Here is a 25,285-nt window from a genome sequence, read left to right as displayed (position 1 = left end):
TGGCGCTATTAGCGGCAAATTTCCCAACTTTTAGTACGAATAGGGGCTTTTATTAAGGCACTGGTTAGCTCAGCCTCATCGGTAAACTGCAACTGCGTTAAGTACGAAACCTCCACCGAAACAATAAAACGCTTGGGTTCGAACGGCCAGGGATTTACCCGGATTAAACCGTCTTTTTGCTGAATAACGTGGTACTGCACACCGTCGGGGCCTTTGCTTACCTCCAGGGTACGTTCGGCTTCGGGTAACTGGCTGCGGCATAATATCAGCGAAAAGCGGTCGCACCATTGCATGAGATCGTAAGCCTGCTGCGCTTTCTTTTTATTAACTTTTAGTTCCTGGCGCCAGTGTTTCTGATTTTCCAATTGTTCATCTAAGAAGGCATCGGTAGTGGCGTTCTGGCCCCGTAGTTCTTCGTATAGAAAAGAAAGGTGCATGGAGGTGAGCATGGCCCGCCAGCGGCCCTGGTAACGGGCTTCGGTCATTACCTGGGTGGCCTGTTCCAGCGAAAAAGGCAGCATGGTAAAGTTAGCCGGTGCTCCGGCTGGTGTCAGGCCGATGTTGCCGGCCCAGAATCTCTGGCCATCATCGTGCTGAGCAATCGCCGCCAACGTATCAACCCAGCGTTCAGGTCGGTCGGCGGTGCGCCAGGCAAAAGCTACCTGCATGGCCAGCAAAGCGTGCGCCTGCTGGTAAATTACTTCCCAGCCTTCGGGTATCATATTCACAATCATACACTACAAACCTTTCAGCCGGCGTAAATTCTCCAGCATATCTGCGGTCATACTGTCGAGGTCGTATTGGGGTTGCCATTGCCAGTCCTGGCGGGCCGGTGTATCGTCTATGCTCTGGGGCCATGAGTCGGCAATTTGCTGCCGAAAATCCGGAACGTAAGTAACCTGGAAATCTGGCAAGTGCTTTTGAATGGAAGCGGTTATTTCGGCGGGAGAAAAGCTCATAGCGGCCAGGTTATACGACGACCGGATGGTAATATTTTCGGCGGGAGCGTGCATTAAATCCAGCGTCGCTTTCAGGGCATCGGGCATATACATCATAGGCATGTAAGCGTCTTCCTGTAAGTAGCAGGTGAAGGGCTGGCCTTCTACAGCTTTGTGGTAGATATCCACGGCATAATCGGTGGTGCCGCCGCCCGGCATGGCTTTGTAGCCAATGAGGCCCGGGTAACGCAAACTGCGTACATCCAGTTTATACCGCCGGGCATAATATTCGCAAAAACGTTCGCCGGTTTGCTTGCTGATGCCATATACTGTATTGGGATCCATAATGGTATGCTGCGGTGTATTGTGACAGGGCGTATTAGGGCCAAACACGGCTATAGAACTGGGCCAGTAAACTTTACTAATACCTTTATCCAGCGCTAAGTCCAGAATATTCTCCAGCCCTTTCATGTTTACTTTCCAGGTAAATTTAGGACGGCTTTCGCCGGTAGCCGAAAGAACTGCTGCCAAGTGGTATATTTGGGTAATATGATGCCGGTAAGCTTTTTCGGCGAGATTATGGCGGGTTAGAACATCCAAAATCTCGAACGGACCTGATTCGGTTAATTCGCCTTTGGGCGGCATAGCAATATCGGAGGCAATGACGTTAGCCTCGCCGTAAATCTTACGCAATTCCAGAGTAAGTTCTGAGCCTAATTGGCCGCAGGCACCAGTAACGAGTATTTTTTCTTGAAAGAAGGTCATAGGAGCAGGATTTCCCGAAAAATAAAGCTAAAAACGTCACTTTACTAAATATCGGATTAAAGAAGTCGTGGTTTTGTATATTTGCCCGCGATTCAGCCAGATAAGCTGATACAAAATAATGTTCCGGCAACGTCCGGGGCAATTACCCGTTCATATTTCGAGTAGCCTCTCGCCAAATGACCTTTGAGGAAGACCTGACCAAACGAAGAATTGATGTAGCGGCTTTTGCAGCCGGCGACCCGGAACGCTTTGCGGAGTGGCAGCGCATGTACGCCCAAATGCATCCCAACAGCTTTTACATGGCCGTAAAAATGGTACTGAACGATGTACGTCGCCGTTTCTGGCTGGCCGAAGCCGTAAAATCAGTTGCGGCTCCGGTTACCGAAGCACCCGCTAAACCGGCTGTGCGCCGGGCAGCCATACCAGGTGCTGCAAAACCTGTTGTTACTCCAACTACCGAGCCTGCTCCAAAGGAATCTGCTGCGGAAACACCAACTGCTCCGGCTCCGCCAAAAGCCCGACCCGTTATTCGCCGGCCGGCCATTACCACCAGCACCGAAACGCCACCGCCGGTAGTACCGGAAAATATTGTTCCGGCAGCAGCACCGGCTACTACTCCGGAGACGGATGCGGAAGCACCCAAAGCACCGCGGCCTCGTCCGGTTTTCCGGAAGCCGGCGACGCCAGCAAATAATACTGTGGAGCCTGCTGCCGATACAACTAAAATAGCACAAGAGGGCACTAATTCTGAATTGCCTTTTCATACCAATCCTGATCCGGAAGCCACGGCACCGAAACCGCCGCGCCCGCGTCCGGTAATTAAAAGGCCAACGGCACTGCAAAATCCAACGGAACAACCAGATATTCAAACGCCGGCGGAGCCTGTAACTGGAGGAGATATTAGTGCTACTCCGGTTCAGTCGGAAACTACTGGTACAGATGCAGCACCAACCGCACCAAAGCCCTCACGGCCCAGACCAATATTTAAGCGGCCGGCGGCACCAGTACCAACTGGTACAGAAGAAAACAACTCCGGCGTACCCAGCAGCGAGGTGGTGAGTGCCCCTGCAACACCGCCACCTTCCGAAACTGCCCCGACTTTAGAATCATCTGGCGAGGCACCTCCTCCAGGAGAACAGGAAGCAGAGCCAGTTGCGGTTAAGCCACCACGGCCACGACCAATCATACGCCGGCCCATGCCACCTGTTGCGCAATCATCTGAAATGGCCGAAACAATTTCGGAAAATCCGGTATCGCCAGCACCCGAAACACCTCCGGCAATAGAACCAACAACTTTGGAACCAACCGAAGAGCCCCGGAAGCCGCCGCGTCCCAGGCCTATTTTCAAACGTCCGACCAAGCCGGAAGAGCCAGGTGAATCGGCGTAGATTTAAAAACATTAGAGTAATACTAATATTATTATAAGTAGGAAGCGTTGGCTTAAAAATTAGCTTTAAAATTCGAACAATGTACGATACTTTAAAACCAGACCTGGAAAAACAACTGGCCGAAATACAGGAAGCCGGTCTTTTTAAGCGTGAACGTGTGATAACCACCCCGCAAGGAGCCGCAATAAGAACCACCGAAGGCAAAGAAGTACTCAACTTTTGCGCAAATAATTATTTGGGTTTATCGTCGCACCCGCGGGTAATTGAAGCTGCCAAACGCACCATCGATAGCCACGGCTTTGGCATGTCGTCGGTGCGCTTTATTTGCGGCACGCAAGATATTCACAAAGAACTGGAGCGAAAATTAGCCGAATTTCTGGGTACCGAAGATACCATTCTGTATGCAGCGGCTTTCGATGCGAACGGCGGCGTGTTTGAACCTTTGCTGGGCGAAGATTCCGGTATTATTTCTGACGCGCTGAATCATGCTTCAATTATTGATGGGGTGCGGTTGAGCAAGGCCAAACGCTTCCGCTACAACCACAACGACATGGCTGACCTGGAAGCGAAACTACAGGAAGCCCAGGATTTAAAGCACCGCATTATAGTTACCGACGGTTCTTTCTCAATGGACGGCACCATTGCCCAACTCGATAAAATCTGTGACTTGGCTGATAAATACCGGGCGCTGGTGATGGTAGACGAAAGCCATTCCTCGGGCTTTATTGGCAAAACCGGCCGGGGTACCCACGAATACCGCAACGTAATGGGCCGCATCGATATCATTACGGGTACGCTGGGCAAAGCTTTGGGTGGGGCCATGGGTGGCTTTACTTCGGGTCGGAAAGAAATAATCGAAATGCTGCGCCAGCGTTCGCGCCCGTATTTGTTCTCCAACTCGCTGGCCCCGGTTATTGTGGGCGCTTCTATCGCGGTGCTAGAAATGCTTTCCGAAACGACTGAGTTACGCGACCAACTGGAGTGGAATACGGAATATTTCCGGGAACACATGACGGCGGCCGGCTTTCAGATTACGCCCGGCGAACACCCGATTGTGCCCATCATGCTCTACGAGGCCAAACTTTCGCAGGATTTTGCCGCTAGGCTGCTGGAAAAAGGTATTTACGTCATTGGCTTTTACTACCCGGTAGTACCGCAGGGCAAAGCCCGTATCCGGGTGCAGCTTTCGGCCTCGCACACCCAGGAGCACCTGGATAAAGCCATCCGGGCTTTTACCGAAGTAGGGCAGGAGTTAGGCGTCTTGAAGTAATAATTTTGCCTTTTATTAAATCAGGATTTACAAACAAGGTTTTGGTAACGTTCTGACCGTGTATTATGACCGACTAACTGCTTTAAATAGCCTCTAAAGGAAATCCTAACTCAATATTTATTGTTTAATATCCGTCCTTCGTTTATTAAGGAAGCTGTTCCGGTAACGGAATGGCTTTTTCTTTTTGGCGGGTATCGTATCAAAATTTTCACCAATCCAGACTTTTGTGGAAGGGAATAGCACCCGGAGTATTAATATCTTGATGGTTATTGGTGGCTTTGTCCTGTATTGATAACGGTGCGATGGGCGGGTATAATTAAATTTTAAGATTTATATTTTACTGGTGATCATGTGATTCAAAAATATAGGCGGCGCCCTAACCAAATCCGATAAAATAAGTAAGCTAGAGATGAGCAACCGGAATGGCTGAGGTTTAGCAAAATATTCCCTTAAACTCCAAACGAATAGATATTTGGCTATGACCCAAACCGACCCCTTTTATAAGAAAAGCACCGTTATTTTATTTGGATTTATCCTGCTGGTATATGTGCTTTTCACGCTGGCCGATATTTTAGTGCCCATCGCATTTTCGGTGCTGATAGCCATTTTGCTTAACCCCCTGAACAGTCGGTTTCAACGGGTCCGGATTCCGAAGGTATTATCTATTCTGCTAACCTTGCTAGTTGCTTTAACGGCATTGGGCTTGCTCTTGTATTTCCTTTCTTCCCAGATTGCCCAATTCGGCGAAATGGTGCCCATTCTGAAACAAAAGTTTACCCAAATATTAACAGATTTGCAGCATTGGGCTGAGCGTACTTTTGGCATTGGTATTCAGAAACAAACCCAAATATTAAAAGACGCGGCCAACAGTAGCAAAGCGGTGGTCGGCAGAACCGTTAGCAGCGCTTTGGGTATTTTCAGCCTGTTGTTTTTAATTCCGGTCTATATTTTTTTACTTCTTTATTACAAGCCTTTAATTCTGAATTTTCTTTTCGAGGTTTTCTCTCATAAAAATACCCAATCGGTAGCCGATATCCTGCACGAAACCAAATCGGCCATTCAGAGTTATATTGTAGGTTTGCTCATCGAAGCCTCTATTGTTGCGGTGCTGAATTCGGTGGCTTTAACGTTACTAGGCGTAAAATACGGTATTTTATTAGGCGTCATCGGGGCCATCCTCAATATGATTCCGTATATCGGCGGCCTGATTGCTATTATATTGCCTGTGTTAATGGCAACGGTTACCAAAGAAGGCTACACTACCCAACTGGCTATTATCGGAGCTTACGCCGTTATTCAGTTTATTGATAATAATATATTGGTGCCGCGTATTGTTTCTTCTAAAGTACAGCTCAACGCACTGGTTTCTATTCTGGCCGTATTACTGGGTGGGGCCTTGTGGGGGTTTGCAGGTATGTTCTTATCCATTCCGTTTGTTGCGGTAATAAAAATAATCTGCGACCGGATTGAGGAACTGCAACCCTGGGGCAAGTTACTCGGCGACCAGGTACCAGCCAATTATCCCGGCCAGATTTCTCCCAGCCAGAATAGTCCGTCTAAAACTGATAAAACCGAAATTAATATTGTCCGGCAGGAATAGGCTACTTCTGGTAAATCCGATTTGTCTTAAAAAACAGATTTCCCTAGCTCTTTTGGGCCTTAAGTCCCAGCATGATTATTGGCTTGCCAGAAAAAGGAATTTATCCCAAAGCACCCCATTCCTGCCTAACCAAATGAAACCCGCCTGATTTTGGCTGTATGTGCTGAACTATCCATCAGCACTTAGCCCCGGTAATGGATATTGCTTAAACCATTCGGCTAGTCTTGCTCTGAAAGATTCTGGTTTTACTATATTAATTTCCACCATAACAAAATAGCTACATCTTTGTTTCTAATAAAGGGGATTTTGTTATGTGATTATTCTAATAATATTTTGAATATTTATTTAGATTAATCCGGATGATTTACGTTATACATATTATTTCTATACGTATATTGTATTTACATAAAGTCGAAAAAGAATGCAGACGAATTACGTAGATCGGCAGCTGGGCGCTTTGGTGGCGATCTTCGACGACTTTATGAAGCCGGAGGAGTTTAAGCGACGCTGTAACAAAACCCTGGAATTAGTAAAAGAAACCGGCATAACCAAAGCCCTGATAGATACCCGCGATTTGAAAGTAATGGTACAGGAAAATCAACGCTGGATTGATGATGTTTGGTACCCGGAAGCCAAGCGGGTTGGACTCCGGCACATGGCCTTTATTATACCCGAAGATTTCTTTGGTAAGTTAAGCGTAGAAACCGCTAATCGCCGGGTAGTGCGCGAGGGTGTTATCCAGGTGCATTATTTCGACGAAGAAGAAGCGGCCCGCAACTGGCTAAAATTAATTCGGCCGGACTAAAGCTAGGCCGCCGAAACGGATTTTTCGGTGTGTACCTTCGGTTCGATATCGAAAAGAAAATGGTTTAACCGCGAACGCAAATCGGCGGCTGCCAGATTGCGGAAAACCTGCCCGTTCCGCACCAGCGATATTTGCCCGGTTTCTTCCGAAACTACCAATACCACACTATCGGTTACTTCCGTCAGGCCAATAGCGGCGCGGTGCCGCAGACCCATCGAGGCTGGCACGTCTTTGCTGTCGGTAACGGGTAAAATACAGCGGGCGGCTTTAATCCGGCCATCCGCAATAATAACGGCGCCATCGTGCAGCGGGCTGTTCTTGTTAAAAATTGAAAGCAGCAAGCGCTTAGAAATAACTGCATCAATTAAATCGCCCGATTCGGCGTACATTTTTAATTCGGAGCTAAGCGCAAATACAATAAGCGCCCCCGTGTTTTTACCGGCCAGCGATTTAGCCGCTTCGATAAAAGGCGTTAAGTTAAGCCGATTGCCATTGTCGTTTTTGCGCCACGGAAAACCTTTAAAAAACTTGTCGTTGTCGAAAGCCGTGGTTTTACCAATCATCAGCAAAAAGCGCCTGATTTCCTGCTGAAACAAAATAATGGCGGCCAGCACACCCACGCCCATAAACTGCCCCAGAATAATGGTGAGCAGTTCCATGCCCAAGGCTTTTACTACCAGGTAGAGCAGGTAAATAGAAAGGAAGCCGACAAATATTTTTAACGCAACACTGCCGGTTAATACTTTGTACAATTGATACAATAGGATGGTAACCAGCAAAACGTCTACTACGTCCAGCCAGTCTATATCCAAAAAACCTATGGTAAACAACAGCGTCAAAGGGTCACACTTTTTTTAATTAACTTAATGGTCTGCACAGCTTCCTTAACGTCGTGCACCCGCAGAATATTGGCGCCATGCATTAAAGCAATAGTATTTAAGGCAATGGTGCCGGCCAAAGCTTCCGAGGCGGGTATGTTCAACGTTTTATAGGTCATCGACTTACGCGACAAACCTGCCAGAATGGGCAAGCCCATTATTTTCAGATCATCCAGGCGGCGCAGTACTTCAAAATTCTGATCGATGGTTTTGGCAAAACCAAAGCCTGGGTCTAATATTATATTGGTCAGGCCCAATGCATACAGGGCGGCTGTTTTCTGTTCAAAGTAATGGACCAACTCCTGTATTATATCTTCATACTGGGTAAGTTGGTTCATGGTTTGCGGATTTCCGCGCATGTGCATTAAAATATACGGAACCCGCAGCCGGCCGGCTGTTTCGAACATGGCCGCATCCAATTCACCCCCCGAAATATCGTTTATAATATCGGCCCCGGCATTTACGGCCGCTTCGGCTACCTGCGCCCGGAACGTATCAATCGAAATCAGACAATCCGGAAAAGCCTGCTTAATGGCTTTTATGGCCGGTACTACCCGCGCTTGTTCTTCGTCCGGCGCAATATCAACTGCCCCCGGCCGGCTCGAATACCCCCCAATATCGAGAATGGTAGCCCCTTCTTCCAGCATTTTTTCGGCCCGCGCCAGATAGTTTTCGAAGGTGGTATATTGGCCTCCGTCAAAAAAAGAATCCGGCGTAATATTTAAGATTCCCATTACTACCGGGCTGGCCAGCGAAACTATTTTTCCGCCGGCATTAAGCGTACTCTTTTTATAAAAAACTGTATCTTTCGCTTTCAAAACAGGGTACAATTCGCATTTTCCTTTAAAATAACGCCAAAAAATTGATTAATCAAACTCTCCAGGAATATAATCGGGTTATAAAAGCGTGTAAAGAAATTTTTATCAAAAAAACCCGTGACTACGGAACGGCCTGGCGTATTTTGCGCCTGCCCTCCATCACTGACCAGATTTTTATCAAAGCCCAGCGCATCCGATCCATCCAGGAAAAGGGCGTACAGAAAGTAGACGAAGACATTACTTCGGAGTTTGTGGGTATTGTAAACTACTGCGTAATTGCTTTGATGCAACTTAAATTGCAGGGCCGGGAAGAGCTGGAAATTCCGGCTTCGGAAGTGGAAAATATGTACGACCGGGAAATTGCGGAGAATATTGAACTGCTACTGAATAAAAATCACGATTACGGCGAAGCCTGGCGCGACATGCGCATTAGCTCTATTACCGATATTATTTTAATGAAACTGTACCGGACCAAACAGATAGAAGATAACCAGGGACAAACCCTGATCTCGGAAGGGGTGGAAGCCAATTACCGCGATATGATTAACTACGCTGTTTTTGTTCTGATAAAATTAAATTTCGCAACAAATGAAACTCATTAGCAGAATTTGCTGGCTGTTGGTAGGAGGTCTGTTTATTTTTTCGGGCCTGATAAAAATAAATGACCCGGTGGGTACGGCCATTAAGCTCGAAGAATATTTTGAAGTTTTTGCTACCGATTTCTCGCCAATATTCTTAGCGCTGGAGCCGTATGCGTTATATTTATCTATTTTTCTGAGCGCGCTCGAAATAATATTGGGCGTAGCTTTGCTGCTCCGGTGGCGCTTGCGGCAGGTGTTGGTAAGTCTGCTCGTGATTATTGTGTTCTTTACTTTCCTTACGTTCTACTCCGCTTACTTTAACAAAGTAACCGATTGCGGTTGCTTTGGCGATGCCATTAAGCTTACCCCGTGGCAGTCGTTTACGAAAGACGTGGTGCTGCTGGTCATGATCCTGATTTTACTGGTTACGCAGCGTTACCTGCCCAAACCCGGCCGCGAAGCTACGGCTGGCTGGGCCGTAGCCATAACAGCTATTATTGCGTTTGGCATTGGTATTTACGCTTACCTGCACGAGCCTTTTATCGATTTCCGGGCGTATAAAGTAGGCAATAATATTCCGGCACTGATGAAGCCTTCGGCGCAACTGAAGTACAAATACATTATGGAAAAAAATGGGGAAACCCAGGAGTTTACCACCTACCCAACCGATACTACCTTTAAGTTTAAACAAATGGTAGCCCTGAATCCTGAGGCCGGACCCAAAATAACCGATTTTAACGTCTGGAACGACAGTGGCGATTTTACCCAGCAGGTATTCCAGGGGAATAAATTACTCATTATTGTGCAGGATGTACGAAAGTCGCACCCCGAAAGCTTTAACGAAATTAGTAACCTGATTAACGGAGCTGAAAAAGTTACGGCCAAGAAAATAGAACCCATGGTACTAACCTCCAGCAGCGGTCACGATTTTGATGTGTTCCGGCACGAAGTAAACCTGGCCGCGCCGTACTATTTTGCCGATGGTACTGTGCTTAAAACCATGATTCGGGCTAATCCGGGCATTATGCTCCTGAAAAACGGCGTAGTAGTAGGCAAGTGGCACCACAACGACGTGCCCGATCTGCAAACCGTACAGGCATTGTTATGAGAATAATTGGCTTTCTGCTCAACCGCTTGGGGCACGGTGTGCTCATTTTGCTGGGGGTAGTAGTAGCCATTTTCTTTCTGTTTAACGTATTGCCCGGCGACCCAGTAGCCTTGCTCGCCGGGCAGCGCAGCGATTTAGCTACCCGCGAAGCCATCTCGGCTGAACTGGGCCTGGATAAACCCTTACCCGAACAATTATCTTTTTACCTGAATGATATTTCGCCGGTTTCGGTGCACGAAGCCACACCTGCCAACCAAGAGAAATACAACTACACGCCGCTGCTGCAGGTAGGAGAGAATGTGCTGGTGCTCAAAACGCCTTATTTGCGTCGGTCCTTCCAGAGCAATAAAAAAGTAACCGCTATTCTGCTCGATCACCTGACCGGTACTTTGTGGCTGGCCGGGGCGGCTATGCTTATAGCTACCGGGTTAGGCATTTCGTTTGGCGTAATCGCGGCGCTAAAGCCCCATGGCTTCCTCGACCATCTGCTTATTTCTACTTCAGTACTGGGTATTTCGGTGCCTTCGTTTGTGGCCGCTATAATAATTGCCATCACCTTTGGTTTTTACTGGAGCCACTTAACCGGCCTGAGTTTAACCGGTCAGTTGTACGAAATAGATGCTTTTACGGGCAAGCACCTGGTGTTGCGTAATTTAATTTTGCCGGCGGTGGCCTTGGGTATCCGGCCCCTGGCGGTAATTACCCAGCTTACCCGGAGCTCTATGATCGAGGTGCTTTCACAGGATTATATACGTACGGCTAGGGCCAAGGGCTTGCCGGGTTATCGGGTGGTAATGGGGCACGGCCTCAAAAATGCGTTAAACCCGGTAATAACGGCCGTTTCGGGTTGGCTGGCTTCGCTCATGGCCGGGGCTTTTTTTATTGAGTATATTTTTAATTGGAAGGGCATTGGTGCGGTTACCATTCACGCCGTCGAGAACCTGGATTTTCCGGTAGTAATGGGCGCAACTTTATTTATTGCATTTTTATTTGTGCTGATTAATATCCTGGTAGATGTATTATATGCCCTGATAGACCCACGGGTAAAATTGTAAAACCGGCTTGGGCTTTTAGCCCGTTAAATATTACCTCTTCCGGCAAACCTGCTGATAATTCTTCCGCATAAATACCTAGTAATCAGTGTTTCTTACTTAAATTATAATTTTTAAAATCTAAATACTACAAATATTCGTTTAACTGTACATAAAATGAGCCGACCCATATTTTTAGTAGGTATGCCGGGTGCCGGTAAGTCAACTATTGGCCGAAAATTGGCTGCTACTTTAGAGGTGCCTTTTCATGATCTGGACGATTACCTGGAAGAAAAAGAAGGTGTACCCATACGCGAAATATTCGCTACACGAGGCGAAGTATATTTCCGACAGGCCGAGGCAAGCGCTCTGCGGGCATTAACCGAAGAAGCTCCGGGTAGTGTAATAGCCACCGGGGGCGGTGCGCCCTGTTTCCATGGCAGCATGGATTTTATGAACCGGCAGGGCACAACCGTTTACCTAAAGGTGCCCGTGGATGTGTTGCTGGAGCGCCTTACAGGGCACGGCCGGGAGCACCGGCCTTTGGTAGCCGGTAAAAGCAACGAAGAGGTAAAAGAATTTTTAACTGTAACCCTGGCTAACCGAATTCAGTTTTATGGAGCGGCTCACATAACCTATCAGAACCTGACCCGGGAGCGTGATGTAACCGACCTTTGCCGCCTGATTGCGCGGTTAGAGACCATGTGTTGAAACCAGAGAAGGCGGGCAGAACGGGTTATAGCAGCATAGCGGCAGGCTATTTATGAATAATGTGTTAAGTTTGCCGAAAATTTAATGACCTAAAAAAAACAACTATGAAACCTAATCACAAAGGCACCGCCCAACTTTTCCAGAACCCGCTTTTGGAAAAACTAACGCGTACGCACATTGCAGTACCTATTTCCATCTTTATTATTATTGCCATCGGTCTTATTACTTATGGCTACATTCACGGCTTTATCACTGTTTTATCAGCTATCGGGTTATTCTTTCTGGGCTGGTTTATTTTTACATTTATAGAGTACATCGCCCACCGGTACCTGTTTCACATGGATACGAATACGGACCTGAAGAAAAATATTCAGTATACCTTTCATGGCAATCACCACGAGTACCCCAAAGACAAAGAGCGTTTGGCCATGCCACCTATCATGAGCCTGTTTATTGCCTCTATGTTTTTCTTTGTTTTTAAGCTGATATTCGGGCAGTTTGTGTTTGGTATTGTATCGGGGCTTTTATTTGGTTATGCCGTTTACCTGTTTGTGCATTACGCGGTACATGCGTTCGCGCCACCTAAAAACTTCCTGAAAATTCTATGGGTTCACCATAGCATCCATCATTACAAAGACGATGAACGCGCCTTTGGCGTATCTTCGCCTCTGTGGGATTGGCTGCTGGGCACCATGCCGGAACGGAACAAGTAATAACAGATAAGTTAGTGATAATAGAAAAGGGTAGCTCTGTATAAGCTACCCTTTTTTATTTAATTATTTGGCTATTAATAATCTTGCCTGGCTTAATACCGATTGCGCGGTCCGCGTATTTTCCGCACTATCCACATAATTAGCAATATTACTATACCCACCACAATTAGGGTAGTCCACATGGTAAACTCCATTACATCGCCAAGCAGTTCGCAACTGCTCATGGTAAAGGAAATTAATACGATTAGAAGCGATAAAATTGGCTTTAGATTTTTCATAATTTTATAATAATAGCTATACATGTTTTTTCCAGCGGCCGGCCTTTATCCTTAAAGCTGAATATATAATTTTTAATACTGCTTTCAACAGAAAAGGTTAGCTTTTAATAATTTAAGCCTCTTTACTTCCCCACCCAAAGGCCCAAGATATTGGTAAGTATATGGGTTATAACAATTTGTAAATTTTAGCCGTCACATCCAGAAATTTGGTTCTTCCTAAATCATGATGCAAGGGCCAATCAGAAATAAAATAAGCCTATTTAACCATTTCGGAGGATTATGGCTGCTGTTACAACCCGGAAAGCTAATATTTGTAATTAAGATTACTGCGAAGAAACCAGGCAAAAGCGCGGGACAACACCAATCCGGAATAAACTAATCTGCTTGCCGGATATTTGCAAAATATCTATATATTAGCTATCCTATAAAAAGTTAAGAAGAAATCTGAAATGTGCCCGTTTTTGCCGGAAATATAGCAGAACTTATGCCAGCCATATTGCAAATAAACCTAATATTTCTGTTTAGCTATTAGTTGGCAGTAAGATAAAATGAAAGAAGAATCCGCTCAGTCATATAATTTCATCTGTTTTACAGACTTAGCTTACGAATTTGACTTTTCTGATAAGAAAGAAGCTGAGAAGAAAATTAAAAGACGACTCAAATATTATGAATTGGGTGAATATAACCAGGAAAGAGTTAAATACATTAGAGAATTAAAGAATGACTTATATTCTGAAATATCTAAAACTACAAAATCAAAATATTTCAACAAGAGTAAATCAAACTATGCTGACTTAGCTGATTTCGATATTAATGGAATGACTGAAAATTATTTCCTTAAATATAATAAGCTAGATAAGGATGAATTAAGAGGTATGATAAATTTTGCTATTTACTTGTACCATTTGAGGTAAAAAAGGATAAAAACCCATCTGCAAACAAAACCTAAAGCACATTAAAGCGTGCCATAGCCCAGCCGCTGGAGGTAATCTTCAGTTCATCTTAACAGCATTAAAAAATTGGTTTTCCTTCATGTATTAAATTATATCTATTATGAAGCCGTACATACTCACATTTTTAATGCTGTTGTTTTCTTATCCCGTGGCTTTTGGACAGGGAAATAATGCACTCAAACAGAAAATTGAAAAGCTTGATCTCGCTCACGCAGAAGCTATTTATAAAGGTGATGCGATAGCATTAGACAAATTAATGGACCAAGAGGTAACTGTTAATCATCCCACCAATAAAATAGTGAATGAAAAGGCGGAACTGCTTCGTCTTATAAAAAGCGGGGTTATTCGATACACCTCCTTTAAAAGGTATCCAGAAAAATTTTTATTCTTTAAGGACATGGTGATAGTAATGGGAAGCGAAGAAGTTACGCCGGCCAAAGGAGCCCCAAATGCCGGGAAAAAGCTGAAACGGAGATATACAAATGTGTGGATGAATAAAAATGACTCGTGGAAGTTAACGGTTCGACACGCTAATAATGTATGTTCAGATTAATAGTAATAATCTGTAAAATAATTAAGCCTGCTGCCAACAAAGCCTGTACGGCAGCTGTTCGGCTGCCTGGCCCAATAAGTTAGTGGTTATGGTAACGCGGCACCGCAAGTAATTTAAAGGATTGAAAAATAAAAAAATGAGAAAGATAATTGCAGCAATCAATATGACCCTTGACGGATTCTGCGACCATACAGCAGGAATTCCCGACGATGAAATACATCAACATTACGCTGACCTGTTAGATAACGCAGACGTGATTCTATATGGAAGGATAACCTATCAATTGATGCAATTCTGGCAAAAGCTGTTAAAAAATCCTTCTGGTGAAAAGTCAATGGACGACTTTGCTATGGCCATAGACAGAGTCCCTAAAATTGTTTTTTCCCACACCCTTACTAATACAGAATGGGACAGTGCAAAACTGGCTAACCGAGATATTGAAGAAGAAGTTTTAGAACTGAAACAACAATCGGGTAAAGATATTTTAGTTGGCAGTCGGAGCTTAATTATACAGCTAATGAAACTTAATTTAATTGATGAATACCAACTTTGTGTTCACCCTGTTGTTGCTGGAAGCGGTTTGCCATTATTTGAAAAAATAACCGACAGGACTATTCTTAAATTCATAAAGACTAAAACTTTTAGTGGTGGTGCAGTAACGCTGTACTATGAACCAACCAACGGAAAAACAACCAACCGCTAACAAGGTATTGCCAAAAAGGGGCTTACCCAATACTATGGAGCAGATGAAAGTAGTTCAACGTTTGTAAATTGCATCAGAGGCAGGGCTGAAAAGCCCCGCCTTTGGCAATAACCGCACCGCCAGGCTGCCAACGCTTCTGAATATTAAATGAAAATAAAATCCAATAACTATGCTACAAATATTTTCAATTTTCCTATTTACCTTCTGGCATTTTGCTTTAGAAACTGACCGCGAACCAAAATTATCAGAAACTGAGAAATGGAAGCTTGGCTGGCGAATGGTTATTTCTTCTATGGAGAAGGATTATGATTTAGGAGAACTTCAGTTAGATTCTTTGTTGGCTACAAAATCTAAAATAGATAAGCGGTTTGTTCTGACGGGTTTAGAAATATTGAAGCATAAAAATAAAGATGAAAAGTTCAAACAAGTGCTTCAGAACCTGGATAATGAAACATTAGAATTCTTGTGTAACAAGCCTGTTCTCAGCAGCGCGGCAACTAAACTTGAACGTTGTAAGTCTTTTAATTATGAAGCAGATAATCCTGCGTTGCAATTACAATTAATAAAAATGTACATAAACGACCAAATTTCCAGAAGCGGGAACATGGATGCCATAATTACGACGTACAAATTAACAAAGGAAGAGGTTGTGTATGGCAAAGATAACATGAGCACCGATGCCGAGAATAGGAAGCAGTTAAAAGAGATTTTTGCAAAGTATGGCTTTCCGACCAGGAAGATGGTTGGGGAGGATGCCATGCAGGGAATATTTTTTATAATTCAGCATGCCGATGCGGATAAAGAATGGCAGCAAGCGCAATTGCCGAAGGTTGAGAATGCGGTAAAGAAAGGAGATATGGATGGCCAACGCTATGCCTACCTGTACGACCGCATTAAGATTAATAGCGGGGAAAAGCAGTTATATGGTACCCAATTTGCCAAAGTAGATCCGGTAAACAAAGTTGCTGAATTAGCTTTAACAGAAGATTTGGAGAACTTGGATAAGAGAAGAATGGGAATGGGCATGATGCCCATTGAAACTTATAAAGTTATTATGCTAAAATCAGTAAGTAAATAATGTAAACCCTCCGAGCCGTAAAGAATTTATACTAATATGCCGCGCGATTAATTATTTAACTACTCGCTTAACCTAATTCACATTCTGTTTATGCCTGTCCGAACTTGTTTAAGAAATATTCATTAAATATTCCCGGCTGACTTATTAGAATACTTCTATGCCTACCCTGGTGCACCTGGCCGACGAAAAGAATAGTCTGAAGATTATTAAAAACGGAATTAAAACTGGCAAATACGGGAATGGTGTTTATTGTATGCCCGTTTTACAAAACTTTTATGTCAGCCATCAGTGGTTGCGGGAGTTAAAAAGGAGCGGCGCGAAATCTTATGTAGGCGTATATTTTAAGGTGCCTTCGGCTGAAATGGTGTTTGCCGGTAAATATGGGCAAAAGCACCGGCACATTACGCTGGGCGAAGCTATAAAGGAAATATTAAGCTTAGCAGACCCGCTGGGTTATGAACTCATCCTGGACCGGAAAATAGCTCCGGAAGAAATCACCAAAATAAGGCATTTGCCGCAAACTCTGGGTTGGCGTTATTTTCCGGGCAGTCATAATAAAAAGCCTTGTAATTGCGAATATTGTCTGCGCGGCACCATAAAAGGCAAAAAGACCCAGAAAAGACTTAACCAGGAAACAGAAGATGAATAAGGCAACAAGAGCAACCAGCTCAGGCTATCTAAAATAGCTGCTGCCCGCCGGTTACCGCAAATACCCGAAAGTTCGTATAGGTATAAAGAAAAAGGTAAACTTTAACTACTTTATACGATGGGCTTTTACTACCGATTAGGAGAAATTCCAGCAAAACGGCACACCCAGTTCAGGCAGCCGGACGGCACGCTTTACGCCGAACAACTGGTGGGTACGCTAGGCTTCCACGGAGTTTCTTCGCTGTTGTACCACCTGCATCCGCCTACCCGCATTGCCCGCCTGGGCGAGCCGGTACCCTACGGAGCCAAACCGCTAAAGGACTGGCCGCTGGCACCTACGCACCTGAAAACGCTGGCGCAAAAAACTACCGGTCCCGATTACCTGGCCGCTCGCCAAACCCTGCTTTTGAACAATGATGTAAGTATCAGCATCTGTAACCCTTCGGCGCAAAACACGGATTATTATTACAAAAATGCTCAGGCCGATGAGGTAGTTTTTGTGCACGAAGGTAGCGGGGAACTGCGTTCCCAAATGGGCAGCCTTGCTTTTGGGCCCGGCGATTACCTCGTTATTCCCCGCACAATTATTCACCAGTTCCGGTTCAGAGAAGCGCCCGTACGTTTGCTGATAATCGAATCTTTTAGCCCCGTAGAAACCCCGCGCCGTTACCGCAACCAATACGGACAATTATTAGAGCACGCCCCGTACTGCGAGCGCGATCTCCGCCCACCGGCCACTTTAATTACCGAGCGCGAAACCGGTGAGTACCGCGTGCAAATTAAAAAAGAAGGCTTTTTGCATCAGTTTTTTTATAACCATAGTCCTTTTGATGTGGCGGGCTGGGATGGCTATTTTTATCCCTACGCTTTCTCTATTCATGATTTTGAACCCATCACCGGCCGCATTCACCAACCGCCGCCGGTACACCAAACTTTTGAAGGCCACAATTTTGTCATCTGCTCGTTCGTGCCGCGTTTATTCGATTACCACCCGCTGGCTATTCCGGCACCCTACAACCATTCTAACGTAGACTCCGACGAGGTACTGTACTACGTGGCGGGTAATTTTATGAGCCGGAAAGGCGTAGACCTGGCTTCGTTTACCGTGCACCCGGGTGGTATTCCGCACGGCCCGCACCCTGGTACGGTAGAGGCCAGCATTGGTAAAAAAGAAACCCACGAACTGGCCGTAATGGTTGATACTTTCCGGCCTTTGTACCTCACCGAGGACGCATTGCCGTATATAGACGAAAATTATCCGATGAGCTGGCAGTAACCGGCAGGTCTGGCAGCATATTTGACCGATATTGACAATTGCTGTCGGGATAGTTTTTATTTAAATATAATTTTTTTAAGTTTGCTTCAGGGTTATAGATTATGAATAGAACTGTTTTTGTATTTTTTATCGGGGTTTTTCTGGCTTTTTCGGGTTGTAAGCAAATAGATAAGCTTTTGACTTTTAACATTAACCGGTCGCAGACCATTACGGTACCCAAAGAAGCAGTTATTCCTAATTTGGGTGTTCTGGGGCCGCCGGTAGTTATTTCGGCCGATACCAAAGAGGAATTCAGAAGGCAAAATACGGCTGCCGAGTTGGTAAAAGATGTAGTTGTTACCAAAATTGTGATGAACGTGGAAAGCCCGGCAAACGAGGATTTTGGTTTTTTAAAAGAAGTTGAGCTTTTATTGGCGGCTGATAATTTGCCGGAAGTAAGTATCGCGTATCTGAAGAATATTCCGGCCGATGCCGGCAAAACACTGGAGTTAACCTCGAACAATGTAAAGCTGGATAAATATATTAAAGCACCGAGTATTACGCTGCGCACCCGCGGCACCGCCGATGAAGTAGTGCTGAACGATGTAACCGTTAAAGTAGATATTACCTTTAGAGTAACCGCCGATCCGCTGTAAATTGCCTGTACTTTGGTTACTTCTGCTAGCGTGGAAGCTACTTCTATGCTAGAGGCGCTACTTAGGGAAGACACGGAAGTTACTTCCGAGGCATAGAGCGGGTACAAATAGGTTTATAGCCGATAATTAAGCTGAAGCACCTTATACTTTTGCCTTTAAAATTTTTAATATTTCCGGTCTGGTTTTAGTCTTGGCTGCTTGTTATTGTTTTGCCAGCCCACCCGATAAAGTTTGCGCGGATAATCTACAAACCTAAGTTTATATGTATATTTGCGCCCTGTTTAAAATAATGCATGCGAGTTTTGGAAACGAATAAACTGGAAAGCGTAATAATAGTTGGCGACCGGGTATTAATTAAGCCGAAAACGGCGAAAGAACAAACCAAAAGCGGGTTGTTTTTGCCGCCGGGGGTGCAGGAAAAAGAAAAAGTACAGGAAGGTTACATCATGAAGGTTGGTCCGGGTTACCCCATTCCGGCCGATTATGGTTTAGACGACGAAATCTGGAACCAGGAAGACCAGGAGCCGGTACGGTATATTCCGTTACAGGCCAAAGAAGGCGATTTAGCCATTTACCTGCAGCGTGACGCCGTTGAAATTATTTACCACGGTGAAAAATATTTTATTGTACCGCAATCGGCCATTCTGATGCTGGTACGCGAAGAAGACTTAGTTTAGCCTTATACCTAAGCCTGGATATTGTAAATCCCATTGCCGTTAATGGCAATGGGATTTTTGCATTTAAGATAGAAGCCGGCCATATTTAAGCGCAAATTATTAGGGGCTTAACTAATTACTCAACCAGGCGTTTAATATTACAATTATTTTTAACGAGTGGTTTCCAGCGAAAAGTATTTGTGTTTAATCTGTAGCAGCCTGCTGGTACTGGCGGCTTGCGGCAGTAAGAATCCGCCTGCTGCTACCCAAGCCGCACCCGAAACTACCAGGCAAAAACCGGTTATGGCGCCCAAAAAATCATCCCCGAAACAGGCTGTTTCGTTGCCTGCCCAGGCAAGTGCTCCGGAGCGCCTGGCACCCGGCAGCTGCCGGGTGGTAGGTAGAGTAATTTCGGTTTTACCCGACCTGGAGCCGGCTAAAAATACTCCCTGCGGTCAGGTACCTTGCCGGGCAGTGGTAAAGGTAGAACGTATACTGGGTTACGGTTCGGCTTTTGGGAAACCTTTAGCCCAAGATCAGGAAATAAAAGTTTATTTTGTTTTTACCTTAAGCCCTAGTCAGCGCTACTTTCCCGAGCTTACTACACCGCTTCCCGGCCTGCAGGCGGGTGATGTTTTTCAGGCTGATGTTACCCGGGCAGTTGATGGTGCGGAAGAGAAAGAAGGGGCCTTGCAAGTTTATAGCTATACGCTTAAAAAATAAAATCTAATTTTAATTTTGCCTTAACCATACCGGCCCGAACGGGTTATCATAAATATTAATAATTTAGCACAATAGCCTGAGTAGATTACAGTTTAAGTTTTGAAAATAGCGCTTTGCGGATAATCTAAAAATTCACCCTTTTGATGAACCAACCTTTAATAAATAATAGAATAGCGGCCGTGGTATTATGCTTGTTGCTGCTATTTTGTAGTACTTTTTATTTTTATGCGCTTTTGCCCGGCCGCTCTACCGCAAGCAAAAAAGATTTGCAGGCCGCCGTGATGGCCATGAAAAAAATCCGGAAAAAATTAAAGTCCAGCATCCGCACACCCGAAGATCCGCAGGCCCGCTACGAATTCCAGGTAAAGCGGCTCCGCGACCCCAAAACCGGCAGGATTCCCGACAATATCCGGCAGAAAGAATTAATATTTTCGGCCAGCATCCCTACGGCCCAAGTAATCAACCTGAATAAATACGGCCGTAATGCCCGTGGTATGGTGCAGGACTGGGATAGCCGGGGCCCTTACAACTTAGGTGGCCGTACCCGGGCCCTGGCGATAGATGTAGCTAATGAAAATATTATTCTGGCCGGGGGCGTTTCGGGTGGCATGTGGCGCTCTGCTAATAACGGCAGTACTTGGACCAAAACCACCGATCCGGCCATTATCCAAAGTGTAACTACCGTTGATCAGGACCGCCGCGCCGGCAAAACCAATATCTGGTATTATGGTACCGGTGAACTGGAAGGTAATTCGGCTTCGGTGACCGGGGCGCCTTACCGGGGCAACGGTATCTACAAATCTACGAACAACGGCTTAACCTGGACCGCTCTGCCAGCCACTGTAACCAGCGATGTCAGCACTTTTAATAATATATTTCAGTGGGTTTGGCGGGTAAGAACCAATCCGGCCAATACAACCCATGACGAAGTATTAGCCGCTACCATTGGGGGTATTCAGCGCTCGGTAAACGGCGGCAATACCTGGGCCAATGTGCTGGGTACCGGCAATGTGGCTCAGGCCAATAACCAAACCCGTTATACCGATATCGAAATAGCACCTAATGGCGTAATGTATGCCACTTTGAGCCAAGCCACTAATACGGGTACCGGCTCTGCCTCCCGGCGCGGCATTTACCGCTCCACCGATGGCGTTAACTGGGCCGATATAACCCCGGATAACTGGCCCCAGGTGTACCGGCGCGTAGTGCTGGATATTGCGCCGAGTAACCCCAATGTGGTTTACTTTCTGGCAGATACGCCGGGCTCCGGACGGTTTGATACGAACTTGTGGAAATATACCTATGTGTCGGGAAATGGCAGCGGTGCGGGCGGCGTTTGGGAAAACCGTTCGGCCAACGTGCCGGCTTTTGGCGGGTTAGTGGGTAATTACGATCACCAGGACAGTTACAACATGATGGTGGAGGTTCGGCCCGATAACCCCAATATCGTTTTCATCGGCGGCACTAATTTGTACCGGTCTACCGATGGTTTTGCTACCCGCAATAATATTAAATGGGTTGGCGGTTATACCTTACAAAATACGGCTGCCATGTATCCGGCGCATCACCCGGACCAGCATGCCCTGGCTTTTTATCCTTCTAATCCGGCACGGGTGGTGTCGGCGCACGACGGCGGATTGAGCCGCACCCAAAACAGCATGGCTACCGATACCGTGCGTTGGGAAAGCCTGAACCGGGGCTACTTAACCACCCAGTTTACTTCGGTGGCCATGGATTTAGATAATCGCGACGAATTTGTGATGGGAGGGATGCAGGATAACGGCACCTTTGCGGCGGATGAAGCGGATCCCAAGAGCGAGTGGTATTCTTTATTAACGGGCGATGGTGCTTATGGCGCGGCCGTGGCTAACTCTTTAATTGTATCGGCGCAGAATGGCTTTATTTACCGGTATGCTTTTACCAATACAGGACAATTCCAGGGTTATGCCCGCATCGACCCAAGAGGTGGCACCGGATATATTTTTGTTAACCCCTACGTAATAGATCCCAATAACCAGTATGTGATGTACTTGCCCGCCGGCGATTCTTTGTGGCGCAACAACAATATTGAGGCTATTCCGGTAGGTACCGGCGACAATTTTGAAGAACAGCAAACCACCAACTGGAAAATAATTTCCAACACCAACACCGACGAAGATATCAGTGCCATTGCGGTAAGCAAAACCCCGGCTAATATTGTTTATTTTGGTACCAGCGGAGGTAAGCTTTATAAACTAACCAATGCTCTGGCCAGCGATAACCCGCCCCGCACCGAAATAACCGGCACCAATTTCCCGGCCGACGGTTATATTAATTGCATTGCAGTGGACCCCACGAATGCCAATCACGCCGTTGTCGTTTTCTCTAATTACAACGTGATGAGCCTGTTCGCAACCACGGATGGCGGTACTTCCTGGACAGCTGTGGGCGGCAACCTGGAACAAAATACCGATGGTACAGGCAACGGGCCTTCGGTGCGGTGGGCAACCATTTTACCCTCTATCCGCGGCGATACTAAATATTTTGTAGGTACCAGCACCGGTTTATATGCCAGTCCGGCCTTAAGCGACAATAATACTATTTGGGTAAAAGAAGGCGGCGCTACCATTGGCAACGCACCCGTAGAAATGGTAATCAGCCGCGCTACAGATAATACAGTACTGGTAGGAACGCACGGCAACGGGGTATATAGTCTCAAATACACAGCAGCCATTACGTTGCCGGACCCTGAAGAAAATGGGAACTTTACGGTAAAACAAAATAAGCCAAATCCATTCGGAAGAGATAGACCAGGCTCCAGCACTATAACCACAATCCTTTATACTTTAATAAAATCCGGACAGGTATCGGTTAAAGTTTATGATTTGGCCGGGCGTGTGGTTGCTAATCTGGTAGATGCGAACCAGCCGGCCGGCGATTATCGGGTAACCTGGAACGGAATAAGCCAGCGTGGCGATTATTTAGCTAATGGCATTTATATCTACAGCGTTCAGGTAGATAAAGAACAAATATCGAAACAGATGCTGCTGCTGCGATAAGCCTTATAATAAATTAATAGAGATAAAAAATCCCGGTCATAAAAGTAGCCGGGATTTTAATTTATATACGCAGCAAAATCCTTTATACCAGTTCGTCTAAAGGATACTTCAAAAATGGTCAGTTATATCGGTCTTCTTTTGAAAGATTACATCTTTCAATGGCAGGTGCTAACTGTTATTCTCTGCCTAAGTTGCCTCGCGGCCGGCGGGGCCCGTTTGGTCATTCGGGCTGCTCATCTTTCCTTTGCTCGTACCTCGCAATGCTGCGCACCGGAAACCCAGAAGAGCATCTTCCAAAAGGCCCTCATCGCCCAAACTGATGTAGTTTGCTGCGTAGCTGATGCCTTGCCAGGTTCAATTACAATATAAACAAAGCCTCTTTCAACAAAGCTAATCCATAATGTTCCGGTTCGGCCGAACTCCTTCCCTAATTTAGGGAAGGTGCCCGGAGGGCGGAAGGGTTAATATGTCCAGGAGATAGCAAGTGCCCGCCGCACTAGTATAAACAAATGAACAGGATAGCTAAGCTAATGTTTAAACAGATTCCTTCGGAATAATTATTGGAGTTGATATTAGGTTTAATCACCTCAGAAAAATCCTTTGGGTTAGCTATTCCAATTTGGGTAGTCAATATTTTTCTAAACCAATGGCTACTAATTGCCGGACAAAACTTAATCGGGTTGGTTTGGCTTCCGTAAAAAGCAGCTATGAATAACGCAGATGTGATTATTATTGGGGCCGGAGCTTGCGGCTTAATGGCGGCGCGGGAATTAAGCCGGGCCGGGAGAAAAGTATTGGTGCTGGAAGCCCGGAACCGCTTGGGAGGACGCATTTTTACCTCCCCGCTAAGCCAATTTACCGGGCCGGTAGAGGCCGGAGCCGAGTTTGTGCACGGCGATTTACCACTTACCCAAGCCGTGCTGGCCGAAGCTGGCGTGGCGTGCCAGCTCATGACCGGTATCTCGTACGAAGTAAAAAACGGTTACTTACACGAATCCGGCGAGTTTATAGAGGATTTTCCGTTGCTGCTGGAGAAACTGGAACTATTGGCAGACGACCTTCCATTGGCAGACTTTCTGGATGAATATTTAGGTGAGGAAAAATACCAGGAATTGCGCCGTACCGTAATTAGGTTTGCCGAAGGTTACGATGCCGCCGATACGCGGAAAGTAAGTACTTTGGCTTTGCGGGAAGAGTGGAGTGCCGGCGGGGCGGCTACATCTTATCATCCGCAGGGCGGCTACAGCCAACTGATAGATTACTTGGCTGCTACTGCGAAAGCCAGTGATGTAAACATTATGCTTCAAACACCGGTGCGGGAAGTCCGGTGGGAGCCGGGCCAGGCAAACGTTATCGCCCAAGGAGGCCAGACCTACGTAAGTCCGCAAGTATTAATAACCGTGCCTATTGGTGTACTGCAATCAAAACCGGATAACCCCGGGTATATTCATTTAACGCCGGCGCTGCCCGAAAAACAACAGGCCTTGGCACAATTGGGTTTTGGAGCCGTTATCAAGGTTTGCTTTGAGTTTAATTTCGCTTTCTGGGAAGAGTCCGCTTTTGCCAAGCAAAACGGAAATCTAGCGCCCGAACTGGCTTTTCTGTTTTCCGATTCGCACCTTTTTACCGCCTGGTGGACCCAATTACCCAGTAAAACGCCCTTGCTTACCGCCTGGCTGGCCGGCCCACCCGCCGAAAAATATAAAGATTTACCCGATAATGCTCTGATTACCGAAGCCCTGACCAACCTGGCCGATATTTTTAACACTTCGGTAGCTTATTTGCGGGAAATATTAAAAGCCAGCGTGGTTTTTAACTGGGCCGCCGACCCCTTTGCCCGTGGCGCCTACGCCTATGCCACTGTTTCGGCTGCCGAAGCCCAGGCCATCGTAGCCAAACCTGTAAATAATACCTTGTTTTTTGCCGGCGAAGGTTTGTACCGGGGGCACGCCATGGGAACTGTAGAGGCTGCCCTCGCGAGCGGCCTCGAAGCGGCTCAGGAAATGCTGCGCTAGAGAAGAATGAGAACTTTGGAGAAGATTCCACTCCTCGGTTGGTGCCCTCACCAACCGAAAGAAAGTCAGTTGTCAGCGGTATTCCTAAGGGCTGTGTGGGCGCAGACCTTGGTAGAGAACACT

At 46.1% G+C, this 25,285-nt stretch carries 25 protein-coding genes; 20 read left to right on the top strand and 5 right to left on the bottom strand.

Translation table 11 applies throughout. The annotated features are described in order from the left end of the window. Positions 1-8: 8 nt before the first annotated feature. Positions 9-734 carry a DUF3891 family protein gene (locus AAE02nite_RS13915; protein WP_146898400.1) on the bottom strand — a complete coding sequence of 242 codons (726 nt, stop codon included), beginning with the start codon at positions 732-734 and terminating at the stop codon, positions 9-11. Between the two features lie 3 nt (positions 735-737). Next, positions 738-1,703 carry an NAD-dependent epimerase/dehydratase family protein gene (locus AAE02nite_RS13910; RefSeq protein ID WP_146898398.1) on the bottom strand — a complete coding sequence of 322 codons (966 nt, stop codon included), beginning with the start codon at positions 1,701-1,703 and terminating at the stop codon, positions 738-740. A 176-nt stretch (positions 1,704-1,879) separates the two neighbouring features. Between AAE02nite_RS13910 and AAE02nite_RS13905 the strand changes: the two genes are divergently transcribed. The 4 genes from AAE02nite_RS13905 to AAE02nite_RS13890 all read left to right on the top strand — a co-directional run bounded on the left by AAE02nite_RS13905 (position 1,880) and on the right by AAE02nite_RS13890 (position 6,766). Then, complete coding sequence (locus AAE02nite_RS13905) at positions 1,880-3,091, top strand: hypothetical protein (protein ID WP_146898396.1); 1,212 nt, start codon at positions 1,880-1,882, stop codon at positions 3,089-3,091. 79 nt (positions 3,092-3,170) lie between these two features. Then, entirely contained in the window at positions 3,171-4,361 is a 1,191-nt protein-coding gene (gene kbl / locus AAE02nite_RS13900) for a glycine C-acetyltransferase (protein ID WP_146898394.1), read from the top strand. Positions 4,362-4,839: 478 nt separating this feature from the next. Then, the gene (locus tag AAE02nite_RS13895) at positions 4,840-5,961 is read left to right on the top strand and encodes an AI-2E family transporter (RefSeq protein ID WP_146898392.1); all 1,122 of its coding nucleotides are present in this window, start codon (positions 4,840-4,842) and stop codon (positions 5,959-5,961) included. Between the two features lie 421 nt (positions 5,962-6,382). Further along, positions 6,383-6,766, top strand: a complete 384-nt coding sequence (locus tag AAE02nite_RS13890) for an STAS/SEC14 domain-containing protein (RefSeq protein WP_146898390.1) — start codon at positions 6,383-6,385, stop codon at positions 6,764-6,766. A gap of 2 nt (positions 6,767-6,768) precedes the next feature. Here AAE02nite_RS13890 and cdaA read toward each other — a convergent pair whose 3' ends face one another. Then, entirely contained in the window at positions 6,769-7,605 is an 837-nt protein-coding gene (cdaA, locus tag AAE02nite_RS13885; protein WP_146898388.1) for a diadenylate cyclase CdaA, read from the bottom strand. Further along, positions 7,602-8,462, bottom strand: a complete 861-nt coding sequence (gene folP, locus AAE02nite_RS13880; protein WP_146898386.1) for a dihydropteroate synthase — start codon at positions 8,460-8,462, stop codon at positions 7,602-7,604. The genes cdaA and folP overlap by 4 nt, the downstream gene beginning before the upstream one ends. 44 nt (positions 8,463-8,506) lie before the next feature. On the opposite strand from folP, the gene AAE02nite_RS13875 reads away from it, so the two are divergent. The 5 genes from AAE02nite_RS13875 (at position 8,507) to AAE02nite_RS13855 (ending at position 12,606) form a co-directional block, all read left to right on the top strand. After that, positions 8,507-9,064, top strand: a complete 558-nt coding sequence (locus AAE02nite_RS13875; protein WP_146898384.1) for a DUF1599 domain-containing protein — start codon at positions 8,507-8,509, stop codon at positions 9,062-9,064. Continuing rightward, positions 9,051-10,151 (top strand): BT_3928 family protein, encoded by a 1,101-nt coding sequence (locus AAE02nite_RS13870; protein ID WP_146898382.1) that lies wholly within the window; start codon positions 9,051-9,053, stop codon positions 10,149-10,151. Before AAE02nite_RS13875 ends, AAE02nite_RS13870 begins: the two co-directional genes overlap by 14 nt. Beyond that, on the top strand, positions 10,148-11,206 hold the full coding sequence (locus AAE02nite_RS13865) for an ABC transporter permease (protein WP_307725543.1): 1,059 nt from the start codon (positions 10,148-10,150) through the stop codon (positions 11,204-11,206). The genes AAE02nite_RS13870 and AAE02nite_RS13865 overlap by 4 nt, the downstream gene beginning before the upstream one ends. 153 nt (positions 11,207-11,359) lie before the next feature. Next, complete coding sequence (locus AAE02nite_RS13860; RefSeq protein ID WP_146898380.1) at positions 11,360-11,893, top strand: shikimate kinase; 534 nt, start codon at positions 11,360-11,362, stop codon at positions 11,891-11,893. Between the two features lie 104 nt (positions 11,894-11,997). Continuing rightward, positions 11,998-12,606, top strand: a complete 609-nt coding sequence (locus AAE02nite_RS13855; protein WP_146898378.1) for a sterol desaturase family protein — start codon at positions 11,998-12,000, stop codon at positions 12,604-12,606. Positions 12,607-12,698: 92 nt separating this feature from the next. Here the strand turns inward: AAE02nite_RS13855 and AAE02nite_RS13850 are convergent, their stop codons facing one another. Beyond that, positions 12,699-12,884 carry a hypothetical protein gene (locus AAE02nite_RS13850; protein ID WP_146898376.1) on the bottom strand — a complete coding sequence of 62 codons (186 nt, stop codon included), beginning with the start codon at positions 12,882-12,884 and terminating at the stop codon, positions 12,699-12,701. 548 nt (positions 12,885-13,432) lie between these two features. Here AAE02nite_RS13850 and AAE02nite_RS13845 point away from each other — a divergent pair. From AAE02nite_RS13845 to AAE02nite_RS13795, 11 genes are all read left to right on the top strand, one after another. Next, the gene (locus AAE02nite_RS13845; RefSeq protein ID WP_146898374.1) at positions 13,433-13,798 is read left to right on the top strand and encodes a hypothetical protein; all 366 of its coding nucleotides are present in this window, start codon (positions 13,433-13,435) and stop codon (positions 13,796-13,798) included. Positions 13,799-13,937: 139 nt separating this feature from the next. After that, the gene (locus tag AAE02nite_RS13840; protein WP_146898372.1) at positions 13,938-14,390 is read left to right on the top strand and encodes a nuclear transport factor 2 family protein; all 453 of its coding nucleotides are present in this window, start codon (positions 13,938-13,940) and stop codon (positions 14,388-14,390) included. Positions 14,391-14,526: 136 nt separating this feature from the next. Then, the gene (locus AAE02nite_RS13835) at positions 14,527-15,093 is read left to right on the top strand and encodes a dihydrofolate reductase family protein (protein WP_146898370.1); all 567 of its coding nucleotides are present in this window, start codon (positions 14,527-14,529) and stop codon (positions 15,091-15,093) included. Positions 15,094-15,262: 169 nt separating this feature from the next. Beyond that, the gene (locus AAE02nite_RS13830; RefSeq protein ID WP_146898368.1) at positions 15,263-16,171 is read left to right on the top strand and encodes a DUF6624 domain-containing protein; all 909 of its coding nucleotides are present in this window, start codon (positions 15,263-15,265) and stop codon (positions 16,169-16,171) included. Positions 16,172-16,328: 157 nt separating this feature from the next. Then, a complete protein-coding gene (locus tag AAE02nite_RS13825) occupies positions 16,329-16,820 on the top strand; it encodes a hypothetical protein (protein ID WP_146898366.1) in 492 nt (163 codons plus the stop codon). A gap of 117 nt (positions 16,821-16,937) precedes the next feature. Further along, positions 16,938-18,095 (top strand): homogentisate 1,2-dioxygenase, encoded by a 1,158-nt coding sequence (locus tag AAE02nite_RS13820; RefSeq protein ID WP_146898364.1) that lies wholly within the window; start codon positions 16,938-16,940, stop codon positions 18,093-18,095. 101 nt (positions 18,096-18,196) lie between these two features. After that, positions 18,197-18,730 carry a hypothetical protein gene (locus tag AAE02nite_RS13815; RefSeq protein ID WP_146898362.1) on the top strand — a complete coding sequence of 178 codons (534 nt, stop codon included), beginning with the start codon at positions 18,197-18,199 and terminating at the stop codon, positions 18,728-18,730. Positions 18,731-19,023: 293 nt separating this feature from the next. Next, complete coding sequence (locus AAE02nite_RS13810; protein ID WP_146898359.1) at positions 19,024-19,407, top strand: co-chaperone GroES; 384 nt, start codon at positions 19,024-19,026, stop codon at positions 19,405-19,407. 177 nt (positions 19,408-19,584) lie between these two features. Continuing rightward, positions 19,585-20,109, top strand: coding sequence for a hypothetical protein (locus AAE02nite_RS13805; RefSeq protein WP_170252605.1), 525 nt, complete (start codon positions 19,585-19,587; stop codon positions 20,107-20,109). 143 nt (positions 20,110-20,252) lie between these two features. Further along, positions 20,253-23,147, top strand: a complete 2,895-nt coding sequence (locus tag AAE02nite_RS13800; protein WP_170252604.1) for a FlgD immunoglobulin-like domain containing protein — start codon at positions 20,253-20,255, stop codon at positions 23,145-23,147. Between the two features lie 707 nt (positions 23,148-23,854). Then, the gene (locus AAE02nite_RS13795; protein WP_146898352.1) at positions 23,855-25,162 is read left to right on the top strand and encodes a flavin monoamine oxidase family protein; all 1,308 of its coding nucleotides are present in this window, start codon (positions 23,855-23,857) and stop codon (positions 25,160-25,162) included. Positions 25,163-25,285: the final 123 nt, after the last annotated feature.

The sequence above is a fragment of the Adhaeribacter aerolatus genome (assembly GCF_007991635.1).
GTDB classification, from domain to species: domain Bacteria; phylum Bacteroidota; class Bacteroidia; order Cytophagales; family Hymenobacteraceae; genus Adhaeribacter; species Adhaeribacter aerolatus.
This window is presented reverse-complemented; position numbering and strand designations above follow the sequence as displayed.